The following is a 12,483-nucleotide window of genomic DNA, read 5'->3' on the forward strand; positions in this document are numbered from 1 at the left end:
GTGTTTTCCTCCTAAGATTTAATTATCAGTGATGACTGAGTTTACAGCTAAAGCGATTGAATAATATTTACTTTCTGCTGAATCAGCTCTAGATGTTAAAACGATCGGCGCTTTAGCACCACAGATCACAGCTCCAACTTTCGCCCGAGCAAAATAGATAAGCGATTTATACAGTACATTTCCCGTTTCAATATTTGGGACGAGAAGGATGTCTGCATCACCTGCCACACTTCCGGTAATTCCTTTGTGAGCTGCAGCTTCCTTCGAAATTGCATTATCTAAAGCCAAAGGACCTTCAACGATACCGCCTGTAATTTGATCCCTAAGATTCATAACAGTAAGACTCGCTGCGTCCAATGTGGCCTGCATAGCAGGATTAACGTTCTCTACTGCTGCAAGAACAGCCGCTTTAGGAACCTTCACGCCAGTGCGAGCCGCAAAGTCGATAGCATTTTGTAGAATCTGTACTTTTTGATTAAGGTCAGGCTCTATGTTCATGGCAGCATCTGTAATAAAGATCAATTTTTCAAATCCTTCTACTTCAAATGCAGCAACATGTGATAACACTTTGCCTGTACGGAGACCAAATTCTTTATTTAAGACTGCTTTTAAAAGAGCAGAAGTTGAGATAAGCCCTTTCATTAAAATATCAGCGTCTCCATCATGAACAGCTTTTACCGCCTTTAAAGCAGCCGAAGATGTATCTGTAGCTACAACTTTTATTCCATCCAACGGAACATCCGAATTTCTTTCTAACCAATCAGAAATTTTGTTACCGTTTCCAAACAGAATAAAATGGGCGAGCCCTTCTTTATATGATTTCAGTATGCTTTCCAAAACCTCCTGATCCCCAGCTTCTGCCACTGCGATGACTGGTTTCTCTTGTTGATTTTTGGCTTGGCTCACCAAGTTTTGTAAACGCATGCTATCCCCCCTTGTTGACCGCTTTATTAACTATGCAATTTTCATGCCAACTTTTAATGAAGTTAAAATCTAAGTAATCATGCATTAACTATGCAATAAATTGCAAATACATTGCAATATTTTGCGTGAAATTATTTGCGTAGTTTTTCATCAAGATTATATTTTTCTAATTTATAATAAAAATTCCTAAGTGAGATACCCAGTGATTTAGCTGTCTTCGTCTTGTTGCCACGAAACCTCTCTATAGCTTCTGTTAAAATCTGTTTTTCAAACGCATCGATTTGTTCAGCTAAAGTCTTCTCATCATCAGTCGTATCGGTCATAATTTGCAGATGGACGTCCTCTTTATTCGATGGCTCTAAAGATAATAAAGAAATATGACTACGGTTGATCTGTGAATCCGTATGGCTCATATGGATAATCGCTCTGCCTAATACGTTTTCAAGCTCTCTAACATTTCCCGGCCAATGATACGCTAGTAAAAAGTCTTCAGCATCCTTGCTGATAAAATCAATGTTTCTTCCATAGTCTTGATTTAACTTCTGAAGAAGGTGATAAGCTAAAAGCAATATATCATTGTTTCTTGCTCTTAATGGCGGAATATAGATCGGCATCCTGTTCAATCTGTAATACAAATCCTGCCTGAACGTGCCATCAGCGATCATTTTTTCAAGGTTAACATTGGTTGCGGCGATGACACGCACATTGATCGGAATCGCTTTTGTCCCACCTACACGTCTGATTTCATTTTCTTGCAGTACGCGCAAAAGTTTAGCTTGTGTGTTCTGCGACAACTCTCCCACTTCATCTAAAAAGATACTTCCACCATTCGATTCTTCGAAGAGTCCTCTTTTTCCGCCTCTTAATGCACCGGAAAAAGCACCTTCTTCATAACCAAACAGTTCGCTTTCTAACAAAGATTCTGATAACGCTGCACAGTTGACACGTATAAACTTATTAAACTTTCTGCTGCTTGCATTATGTATCGCATGAGCAAAAAGCTCTTTTCCTGTTCCAGATTCCCCACGAAGAAGAACGGTCGCTGGTGTAGAAGCTGCAAGCTTAGCCTGATCGATTGCAAAACTCATCTCTTCTGACGTACCAATAATATCTTCAAACGAATATTTCGCTTCAAGTGTTCGAATGATTTGTCTCGCCCTGTTCAGTTCTTCTGTAAGTCCTTTAATTTCTGAAACATCATGTATTACCCCTACACTGCCTTTTAATAGACCATCCACAATCACAGGTGCAACGTTAACAATCACATCTTTTCGGTTCGGTCCAACTCTTAAACGAGCACCTCTCACAGGCTTGCGTGTCTTAAGAACTTGCATATGAATACTTTCACCTTCAGAAATATCAGTTGTTGCAGGTTTCCCGATCACTTGTTCTGCGGTGTAACCTGTAAGCTTCGTATAAGCAGGATTGATCATAATGCCTTTTCCTTCTTCGTCGACAACAGATATTGCTTCTTCCGAAGATTGGATGATAGCCCTTAACATCGTTTGTATGCTTTTTAAATTCGTTACTTCTTCTGCCAAGTCAACGATTTCTGTAATATCTTTAAAGACGGCAAAAGCACCAAGCTTTCGACCTTCATGATTTAAGATAGGTGTTCGTGTTGTATAGATTTTCGTACCATTAGCTAAAATTTGTTCTTGATTCACTTCTTCTATGCCTGAGTCCATAACTCGCGGAAGCTGGCTGTTCGGCATTACTTCTAGGATTGATTTTCCTACAGCTTGCTCTTTCGATAAACCTGTCATTTTTTCAGCACTTTTGTTAAATATAGTAATCGTTAAATCTTGATCAATAACGATCATGCCATCGTGTGTATTGTCTAATATCGTTTTAAGCTGCTGCAAGTGCCCGATGTCTTTTATATTTTTTGTTTCGTTAGGACTTGATAACAGGAATCGAAATTGAGAAGTAGTCAATTTTCCTGACGTAGGATACTTATTCTCATATAACCAATCTGCGCTTTCTTTAAGAGAATCCGAATAAACAATTACGTCAATCTCTTCATTCGGTGCCGAAGTATATGTAAATACCGGGATGTTATCCAATCTGGTCGGCAACGATTGAAGAGGTCCTTGCAAAATAGCTGCAAGTTCAAAAATTTCAGATCGATTGATCTGTTGAACCAAATCAAATTCTTCTTGCGCTGCCAGCAATACGATCCTTTGCAACAATTAGCCCACCTTTTTATTATAACATGCAATATTTTTCACAATTTTATCATAGCTCACTATGAAAGGGTTTGCAAACTTATTTTGCATCGACAATAATTTTAACTTTATGTACAATAAGACAAGTAGAGGAGTGAATTCTTCATGAGCAGATATGCAGCTTTGGTAATCGTATTAATTCCTGGAATCATGGCCGTGATGGGCATCAAATGGATGAGAGACACTTTATTTGGAGTTTTGCAGTTTCCGTTTCCATTCTTGTGGCTACAATTTATCGCTGGTTTGTTAAGCTTCTTAGCTGGCTTAACTTTTGTAGGTGGATTCATCTTTTACAGAGACCGTAAAAGAAATAAAGTTCAGTTAAAATACAGAAAAAAATAACCATCTCTCAACCTTGAGAGATGGTTATTTTTATAAATAAGTACTTATGCCATTACCTTATGTTCGATTCGAAGCTTATCCGCGACCATCGCGATGAACTCTGAATTCGTTGGCTTCGCTTTTGACATGGATACTGTATAGCCGAACAAGGATGAAATGCTATCGATGTTTCCACGGCTCCATGCCACTTCGATCGCATGGCGTATAGCACGTTCAACACGGCTTGACGTTGTATTGAATTTTTTTGCGATATCTGGATATAGAACCTTTGTGATCGATCCTAATAATTCAATGTCATTGTATACCATTGAGATCGCTTCTCTTAAGTACATGTATCCCTTAATATGAGCAGGAACTCCGATTTCATGAATGATACTAGTGATACTCGCATCCAAATTGCGTGGTTTATTGTTGATTGTTGATTGGAAGTTGTTTCGATTATTTCCGGACGCACGCTGTACAGTTGTCTTTTCTGCACCACAGATCTGACGGATCTGACTCGCTAGATTGTCCATATCGAATGGTTTTAAGATAAAGTATGAAGCACCTAAGTCTACGGCTTTTTTCGTAACATCTTCCTGACCAAACGCCGTTAACATGATAACATTCGGCTGAGGCAGATCATCGCTAGCCCTGATCTTCTCAAGCACTGCTAATCCATCTAGATGAGGCATGATAATATCTAGAACTAAAACATCAGGATCTTTATTCTCTAAAACGGACAAACATTCTTGACCGTTGTACGCTACCCCGATTACCTCCATATCATCTTGACTTGAAAGATACTCCCTCAAAAGACTAATCAGTTCACGGTTATCATCAGCTAGACAAACTTTAATTTTTTGCACCATTATTTCCTCCCCATCCAACAATTTCTTGTTTTTCCCAATGTAATATTTCAACAATAAATCTTAAATCCCTTTATTTTGTTTTAAATTTTTTAAAATTATTTTGTTTTTGTAGCAGATATAGCTGTTATCTTCAATTTACTTTGAATTTCGACAGTTATTGTATTTTCCACAAGCATTTTTGTCGAATTTTCTTTATATCCCTCATTATACAAAATTTTCATAGGATTGTCTAAATTATCTAAAAGTAAAAAAGCACTAAGCTCAAACCTAATAAAAGTAGAGGGCGAGGATTTCAGGCTCAGGTTACAGGTTCACCGAGGCGGGCGGTACCCTCCTGCTAATGTGAGGAGCCTTTAATGTCACACCTGCCCACTCGGCTCAGTCGTAGTTAGTAGCATTCTGCTTCAACTCGTTTTGAAAGAATACTGGATGAACTTACAATCCAGATAAAAATAAAAAAAACCGGTAAAAAATTCTACCGGTTTCGAGTTAACTCGCCTGTTTTGTTTCTTTATAGATATTGACTCCGGCTTCATCAAGCATCCACTCTATATGAACACCGTAACCTGATGTTGGATCATTTACAAACACATGGGTGACTGCTCCAATAATTCTTCCATTCTGAATGATTGGACTGCCACTCATTCCTTGAACGATCCCACCTGTAATCTTCAAAAGTTCAGGATCTGTAATCTTAATGACCATTCCTTTTGTAGCAGGAAATTTTTGCGGAACAGAACTTACTACATCAACGTCAAATTCTCTTACCTTTGAACCGTTAACAACAGTAAGTATCTTCGCTGGACCTTCTTTTACTTGATGTGAAAGGGCGATTGGCAACGGTTTATTCCAGTCCCCATTCGATAATTTATCATTTAATTTTCCAAAAATCCCAAACGGGCTGTTTTTAGATATATCCCCTAAAACTCTTTGGTCATTGGAAAAACGCGCTAGCTTTTCTCCTGGGTGACCATTCGAACCTTTTTCAATGGAAGTAACGGTAGATCCAAGGATTTCTCCGTTGTTTACTTTTATAGGTTTTTTCGTATCCATATCTGAAATCACGTGACCGAGTGCACCATACTTAAATGACGCAGGATCAAAAAACGTCAGTGTACCCACACCGGCTGCTGAATCTCGAATGTATAGTCCTATACGATAGGACTGGTCATTCTTGTCCTGCAGAGGAGTAAGTGTCTTATGAAACGTCTTACCATCTCGAATGATGGTTACATCTAAAGGATTTCGCGTTTCCCCTGATTGTTTAACAAATGGGCTTACATCTCCCATTTTTTTTATATTTTTTCCGTTGATTTTGGTAATAATATCTCCTACTTGAATATCGGCTATTTCACCTGGAGATTGTTTTCCTGCTGTTGTATTTACGAGATGATGCCCAACAATCAATACCCCGAGAGTATTTAACTTAACTCCTATTGATTGTCCACCAGGCACAACCTTAAGATCAGACAAAACTTTTACATTCATCTTTTTTATAGGAAAACTTGCTGCTTCGAGAGTTGCCATGCTATCACCGTTTGTTTTGGCTTGTATCGAAACTTTATGTTCTCTTTTCATTGCAGTCGTATAAACACTTGTTTCTTCCTGCTTCATGTTTGTTCCAACAGGAAGGGCTTGCATGACATGCTGTCCTTCAAAAAAGGTAATCGATTCTGGCAGTGCTACATACTCACGCACAGGAGACAAAAAACCGATTCCCACTAAACTTCCAAGGAGAATAACGCCGATCATTCGCCGAAGTAAATCCTTATACATCATACACTCTCCTCGCTCCAAGCTCACACCCTCACCATGGCTGTACCTTTAATTTAGCCTACGGACCTTGAGTTTATAACCAAGAAAAAAGAAAAAGCTATTCCTTAAATGGATAGCTTTTTCATGAATAAAGTTTATGATGTCTTTTTGATGGACGCTGCAAGCTCTAACAATTCCTGAGCATGCTGCCTTGTAAGGTCTGTAATCTCAACACCTGAGATCATTCTGCCTATTTCATTTACTTTTTCATCCGTTTTTAAGGTAAGAACCTTTGTGACGGTTCTACCTTGCAATGTATCTTTAGAGATGTGGAGATGCGTATCAGACATTGCAGCAACTTGTGGAAGGTGAGAGATACAAAGCACTTGCGAACCAACAGAAACCCTGTAAATCTTTTCCGCTATCGCTTGAGCCACTCGCCCAGAAACTCCAGTATCCACTTCATCAAATATAATAGCGGTAATTCCTTGATTTTCTGAAAAAATGGTTTTGATTGCTAGTATGATCCTAGAAAGTTCTCCGCCAGACGCCACTTTAGATAACGGTTTAAGCGGCTCGCCAGGATTAGGAGAGATATAAAATTCTACAGCATCCAGTCCTGTTCTCAAAAATTGATTATCCTCAATTCGCTTCATCACGACTTCGAACTTGGTTTTTTCCATATAAAGTTCTTTTAGCTGTTGCTGAATGCTATTTTTTAAGACTTTTGCTGTCTCTGCTCTCTTTTTAGTGAGCTTCTTCCCTGAGATCTCAAGTTTAGCAATAAGCTTATCCTGCTTCTTTTTGAGTTCTTCGATATGATTATCTTTATTTTGAATAAGTTCTAACTCTTTTTTAATCTTTTCACTATAATGGATCATTTCTTTTACAGAAGAACCATATTTTCGTTTAAGCTTACTCAATTCATCGAGACGCGACTCAATGCTGTTGAGCCTTTCCGGATTGTATTCTAATGAATCAAACATATCTCGAATCTTATATGTAAGCTCCTCAAGGACGTAGAAGCTGTTGCCAAATTGCTCTTCGTCAGCTTTTAATGACTCATCAAGTGCTGCGACTTGCGAGAAATCAGCTAGCGCACTTGAGACTAACTCCAGTGCCTTACCTTCACCATAAAGATTATGGTATGCATCCTGAAGAGAGCCATGAATTCTTTCAAAGTTCGAAAGCATACGTTTTTCTTCTTCTAGCTTAACATCCTCATCAGGAATGAGATTGCTACCTGCAATTTCTTGATATTGATATTCGAGGAGATCTATTCTTTGTGCGATCTCTTGTTCATTCCTAGAAAGCTCAGAAAGCTGTTTATTGATTTCTTTATAGTCCTTAAATGTTGCTTCGTAGGCAGTTAATTCTTTTTTAAAATCCTTGTCACCAAAACTATCGAGTAAAAAAAGATGTTTATCAGGCTGCATTAAATATTGCGTTTCATGCTGTCCATGAATATCTACTAATGCCTGTCCGATCTCTTTAAGAACAGACAGTGTAACAAGCTTTCCGTTTACTCTGCAAATGCTTTTTCCGCTCTCCGTTATATCCCTTTTAAGCACAACCATCTCATCTTCATCCGAAATCGTAATCCCAAATTCCTCACATTTATCATACACACGATGACCTGGATGAATATGGAACAGGCCCTCAATCTCAGCTTTTTGAGTACCATAACGCACAAACTCTGTAGAACCGCGGCCGCCGATCAAAAGTCCGATCGCATCAATGATGATGGATTTTCCTGCACCTGTTTCACCTGTTAATACGGTTAATCCTTTTTTAAAAGAAACACTCAAAGAATCAATAATAGCAAAATTACGAATACTTAATTCTGCCAGCAATTACATCACACCTTATTTTAAAAATTACAGCATATCTAAAAAGCGCTGCGAAACATCTGAACTAACTTCTTTAGAACGACAAATAATTAAGATTGTATCATCGCCACAGATCGTTCCCATTAAATCTTCCCAATCTAGCTTATCAATTAACGCACCAATTGCATTTGCATTACCCGGAAGTGTCTTCATAATGATTAGATGATCTGCGTAATCAATACTGATAAAGCTGTCAGTCAGCGTTCTTTTTAATTTTTGCAGTGGGTTGAACCTTTGGTCAGCCGGAAGACTGTATTTATAGCGACCGTCGTTCATCGGCACTTTTACAAGATGCAGTTCTTTAATATCACGCGAGACAGTTGCTTGCGTTACATTAAAGTTTGCTTTCTTGAGCAGTTCCACTAAATCGTCTTGTGTCTCAATATCATGGTTGCTGATCATTTCACGTATTTTAATATGTCGTTGTCCTTTATTCACTCGTGATTCCACCTCAATTTACACTGTCACATTCTGCCTTTATCTTATACTATTGTGCATAGGATGTAAATTTTTCATTAATAGAATAAAAAAGAGCGAGAAATTTATTCCCGCTCTTTCTTCAATGTTTCATGAGCAGACTTAACAACTTCTTCAATATCTTCTGAAGTTATTGTTCGAAAGTCCTCATTGTTCACTTTTCCATGCATTAAAAACTCAATGTTGCCATCCCCACCAGTAATAGGTGAAAAGGACAATGCAACTGGATTAATCCCTGTTTTGCGGGCAAAGTCAGTAATCTCTTCTATCACACGTTTATGAACTTTCGAATCTCTGACGATTCCTTTTTTCCCGACTTCTTCACGCCCTGCTTCAAACTGTGGCTTGATCAAAGCGATCACATCTCCAGTTGGCATAAGCTGAGTCAGCACAGGAAGTATGATTCGTAGAGAAATGAATGAAACGTCTATCGTTGCAAAGTGAGGAATGCCCTGTTGCAGCTGATCAGGGGTTACATACCTAAAGTTTGTTCTTTCCATCACAGCTACTCTAGAATCATTTCTTAATTTCCAAGCGAGTTGGTTGTAGCCAACATCGATCGCATAAATATAAGATGCGCCATTTTGAAGTGCACAATCAGTAAAACCGCCTGTTGAAGCTCCAATATCCATCCCAATCTTTTCTTTAACATCAAAATCAAAGATCTGAAGTGCTTTTTCAAGCTTAAGTCCGCCTCTTCCTACATAAGGAATGACATCTCCTTTAACTTGAAGAGGCGCATCTTGTTCTATCTTTTCTCCTGGCTTATCCATCCGGTTCGTTCCTGAATACACAAGGCCTGCCATAACAGATCGTTTGGCTTTCTCTCGTGTTTCACAAAGTCCTCGATTGACAAGCAGTACATCTACCCGTTCTTTTTTCATGTAAGAAGACCCTTTTCTGCCTTTCTTTTAACAAGTGCTTTCACACGCTCAACAAGATCAGGTGTTGTAATACCGATCTCCTCTAACAGTTTCGTTACGCTGCCATGCTCGATAAAGCAATCTGGTATACCCATGCGATCGATGATAACACTTGCCTGATTATCAGATGCATGCTCTAATACCGCACTTCCGAATCCACCTTGAAGGACAGCTTCTTCCAGCGTCAGAATAGGCATATTTTCCGCATAAAGTTCTTTTAGCATTTTTGAGTCAAGAGGTTTGATAAAACGAGCGTTGATCACACGCGCTGACACACCTGATTTCGCCAGGATCTCCCAAGCTTCAAGTGCCATTGGAATCGTCGTTCCAAACGTAAGAATCGCAACATCGTCTCCATCTTTCAGCACTTCCCATGAACCAATCGGGATATTCTCAAACTCTTCATCCATTGGTACTCCTGAACCGTTACCTCTAGGGAATCTGATCGCAATCGGACCATCTTCATATTTAAGAGCAGAGTAAACCATATGCTGAAGCTCATTTTCATCTTTCCCCATCATTAATACCATATTTGGAATATGACGTAAGAAAGCAATATCAAATACACCTTGGTGCGTTTCTCCATCAGCACCAACTAGACCAGATCTGTCTATTGTGAAAACAACATTCAAATTCTGTCTCGCTACATCATGAACAACTTGGTCGTAACCTCGCTGCAAGAACGTAGAATAGATCGATAGGACCGGCTTCATATTCTGCGTCGCAAGCCCAGCTGCCATCGTTGTTGCATGCTGTTCCGCAATACCAACGTCAAACAAACGATCAGGAAACGCTTTTCCGTAATCAGTGAGCTTTGAGCCAATGGTCATCGCAGGCGTTATCACTGCAATTCGATCATCTTTATGCGAGAGCGTCTCAAGTGTTTTACTAACCACACCGCTGTAAGATGGTCCAATCTGCTGCGGTTTGATCTGCTCACCTGATTCAATCTTATAAGGGCCTACACCATGCCAGCTATCCTTTTTATCACTTTCAGCCGGCTCATACCCTTTTCCTTTTTTCGTAAGAACATGGATGATTACCGGACCTTCAGTCTTTTTGGCATATGTTAGATTCTCGATCAGGTCATCTACATCATGACCATCTACTGGTCCCAAATAGGTGTAGCCTAATTCCTCAAAAAACATGCCTGATACTAACAGATACTTCAAGCTATCCTTTACACGTTCGGCTGTGGCAGCCAGTTTCCCGCCAAACGCAGGTATCTTACGGATCAATGATTCTAGCTCATCTTTTGCTTTATTGTATTTTCTAGCTGTTCTCATGCGTCCTAAAACGTTGTGAAGAGCCCCTACATTTGGCGCGATAGACATCTCGTTGTCGTTTAGTACTACGATTAAGTCTTTCTTTTCATGACCGATATGGTTCAGCGCTTCTAAAGCCATTCCGCCTGTTAGAGCACCATCACCAATGACCGCAAGAACTTTATCATCTGTTTTCTTAAGATCTCTAGCGATCGCCATTCCCATAGCGGCAGAAAGTGATGTAGAACTGTGTCCTGTTTCCCACACATCATGTTCGCTTTCAATCCTTTTAGGAAAACCACAGAGACCCTTATACTGACGAAGTGTATCAAACTGAGATGCTCTTCCCGTAAGGATCTTGTGCACATAAGCTTGATGACCTACATCCCAAATAAACTTGTCTTTAGGACTGTCAAAGACTTTGTGCATAGCAAGTGTAAGTTCTACTACTCCAAGGTTAGGACCAAGGTGTCCTCCTCTAACTGAAAGTTTTTCAATTAGAAAAGAGCGGATTTCAGCCGCTAATTTATTTAATTGTTCAGTTTCGTACGTTTTTAAAAACTGAGGATCTTGAATTTCTTCCAGGTTCATGGAATATGCCTCTCTTTCCATTAACGCCTTTTCTTCTCTCTTTTAGCAGGCGATAGCAGTTTAATTCTTAATTTTTCCTCTAAAAAATATAATAAACGCCCAACCTGAAAAATAATAAAGGTTGAGTGGTTGATCGCATATGACTTTCCTAACGCTTTACCTCCTACCGTAAGTGCAGCCACTACACTCGTGAAGACGATCGAGATTAGATACTCAGAGTTTGATCCAGACCTATTCCCCATAGAGAGTGTAAGTTCTACTACAACTGCAGCAGATGCTGTTCCGCTAACGATTCCAGAGATATCACCGATAACATCGTTACAAAAATTCGCTACACGATCTGCGTTTCTTGTAATGATTATAGCATGTCTTGCTCCAGGAACCTTCTCAGAAGCCATCGCGTGAAACGGAACTTCTTTCGCAGCTGTGGATGCTACCCCTACTATATCAAAAAGAACCCCGGTTAATACGATTAGAAAGACGATTCCCATCCCTAACGCCCACGAAACTCCATTTAACATGAAAGAGGATATAACTGTAAAAATAGCCGCTAACACAAGAGTGATAACGGCAATGCTTGTACTCCATTTGAGTGTTTTAGAAAAGGAATGCTTCATGCATAACTCCTCACTTTTTGGTCACTTTATGTAATAGGGAGTGGTCACCTTATTAAGTAAAGACTGCGGCTTAGGTCCAGTAGGTTTTCCCAGAAGAGTACGAAATGTCGCCATATTCGCGGTTTCCCTTTACTCTCTTCTTAACGCTGTCACCAAACGTTAGACTAGATTACCACTTAGTCCGCACTATAATCCCTAAAAGGTGTCAGGGCAGAACAGTCTAGGAGTTTTCCTCAACAGCCTCGCGCACATTCCCTAGCCTCTTTTGCAGAGAAGATTTCATATGGTATAAAGCTCATAATCAGCGGCCAACCGATACAGGCTTTTCACACCATAATCCCCTCAAGCTCCACTCAAGGCAGGCTACGCTGCTCGCCTTCTTTTCCTGTGAACAAGAAAAAAAGCTAAGCAGGTTCAAACCCCATTTCGCAGTAAGGTCTTTTGAACACAAACCGCAAATATGGGGGCCTCCGCGGAAGAAGGGTCCTCGCCCACATGCCATTGTGGATCGCCCTTCAACCTTAACTCCCAGCGATGACCCAAGGCTGGGCGCCTCAAGCCAATGCAAGGAACTTCATCGATGTGCCCTTTGGCGGATTTTTAGGCCCGCCTTCAGGAATG

10 protein-coding genes are annotated in these 12,483 nt (G+C 39.8%); 1 reads left to right on the top strand and 9 read right to left on the bottom strand.

Going from position 1 to position 12,483, the window contains the following annotated elements; translation table 11 throughout:
• Positions 1 to 18 precede the first annotated feature (18 nt).
• Complete coding sequence (gene yqiS, locus IHV09_RS13175; protein WP_197130958.1) at positions 19 to 924, bottom strand: phosphate butyryltransferase; 906 nt, start codon at positions 922 to 924, stop codon at positions 19 to 21.
• A 131-nt stretch (positions 925 to 1,055) separates the two neighbouring features.
• Positions 1,056 to 2,747: a sigma 54-interacting transcriptional regulator gene (locus IHV09_RS13180; protein WP_231618327.1), complete on the bottom strand. Its 1,692-nt coding sequence runs from the start codon at positions 2,745 to 2,747 to the stop codon at positions 1,056 to 1,058.
• A 510-nt stretch (positions 2,748 to 3,257) separates the two neighbouring features.
• Between IHV09_RS13180 and IHV09_RS13185 the strand changes: the two genes are divergently transcribed.
• Positions 3,258 to 3,494, top strand: coding sequence for a DUF2627 domain-containing protein (locus tag IHV09_RS13185; RefSeq protein ID WP_197130963.1), 237 nt, complete (start codon positions 3,258 to 3,260; stop codon positions 3,492 to 3,494).
• Between the two features lie 44 nt (positions 3,495 to 3,538).
• Here the strand turns inward: IHV09_RS13185 and spo0A are convergent, their stop codons facing one another.
• The 7 genes from spo0A to IHV09_RS13220 all read right to left on the bottom strand — a co-directional run bounded on the left by spo0A (position 3,539) and on the right by IHV09_RS13220 (position 11,862).
• Complete coding sequence (gene spo0A, locus IHV09_RS13190; protein ID WP_197131204.1) at positions 3,539 to 4,342, bottom strand: sporulation transcription factor Spo0A; 804 nt, start codon at positions 4,340 to 4,342, stop codon at positions 3,539 to 3,541.
• A 492-nt stretch (positions 4,343 to 4,834) separates the two neighbouring features.
• Entirely contained in the window at positions 4,835 to 6,121 is a 1,287-nt protein-coding gene (gene spoIVB / locus IHV09_RS13195) for a SpoIVB peptidase (protein ID WP_197191797.1), read from the bottom strand.
• 134 nt (positions 6,122 to 6,255) lie between these two features.
• Positions 6,256 to 7,953, bottom strand: a complete 1,698-nt coding sequence (gene recN, locus IHV09_RS13200) for a DNA repair protein RecN (protein ID WP_197264683.1) — start codon at positions 7,951 to 7,953, stop codon at positions 6,256 to 6,258.
• A 24-nt stretch (positions 7,954 to 7,977) separates the two neighbouring features.
• Positions 7,978 to 8,427 (bottom strand): transcriptional regulator AhrC/ArgR, encoded by a 450-nt coding sequence (gene ahrC / locus IHV09_RS13205; RefSeq protein WP_144699169.1) that lies wholly within the window; start codon positions 8,425 to 8,427, stop codon positions 7,978 to 7,980.
• Positions 8,428 to 8,531: 104 nt separating this feature from the next.
• Positions 8,532 to 9,350, bottom strand: coding sequence for a TlyA family RNA methyltransferase (locus IHV09_RS13210; protein WP_197193880.1), 819 nt, complete (start codon positions 9,348 to 9,350; stop codon positions 8,532 to 8,534).
• Complete coding sequence (dxs, locus tag IHV09_RS13215; RefSeq protein WP_197130972.1) at positions 9,347 to 11,245, bottom strand: 1-deoxy-D-xylulose-5-phosphate synthase; 1,899 nt, start codon at positions 11,243 to 11,245, stop codon at positions 9,347 to 9,349. Before dxs ends, IHV09_RS13210 begins: the two co-directional genes overlap by 4 nt.
• 20 nt (positions 11,246 to 11,265) lie before the next feature.
• On the bottom strand, positions 11,266 to 11,862 hold the full coding sequence (locus tag IHV09_RS13220; RefSeq protein WP_137788937.1) for a hypothetical protein: 597 nt from the start codon (positions 11,860 to 11,862) through the stop codon (positions 11,266 to 11,268).
• Between the last annotated feature and the right edge of the window lie 621 nt (positions 11,863 to 12,483).

This window comes from Fictibacillus sp. 23RED33 (assembly GCF_015903925.1).
GTDB lineage: Bacteria > Bacillota > Bacilli > Bacillales > Fictibacillaceae > Fictibacillus > Fictibacillus phosphorivorans.

Bases quoted from the DNA above. Each gene is read 5' to 3' on its own strand.
- yqiS (WP_197130958.1), bottom strand. From the start codon at position 924: ATGCGTTTACAAAACTTGGTGAGCCAAGCCAAAAATCAACAAGAGAAA.
- IHV09_RS13180 (WP_231618327.1), bottom strand. From the start codon at position 2,747: ATGATCGTTATTGATCAAGATTTAACGATTACTATATTTAACAAAAGT.
- IHV09_RS13185 (WP_197130963.1), top strand. From the start codon at position 3,258: ATGAGCAGATATGCAGCTTTGGTAATCGTATTAATTCCTGGAATCATG.
- spoIVB (WP_197191797.1), bottom strand. From the start codon at position 6,121: ATGTATAAGGATTTACTTCGGCGAATGATCGGCGTTATTCTCCTTGGA.
- IHV09_RS13210 (WP_197193880.1), bottom strand. From the start codon at position 9,350: ATGAAAAAAGAACGGGTAGATGTACTGCTTGTCAATCGAGGACTTTGT.
- dxs (WP_197130972.1), bottom strand. From the start codon at position 11,245: ATGAACCTGGAAGAAATTCAAGATCCTCAGTTTTTAAAAACGTACGAA.
- IHV09_RS13220 (WP_137788937.1), bottom strand. From the start codon at position 11,862: ATGAAGCATTCCTTTTCTAAAACACTCAAATGGAGTACAAGCATTGCC.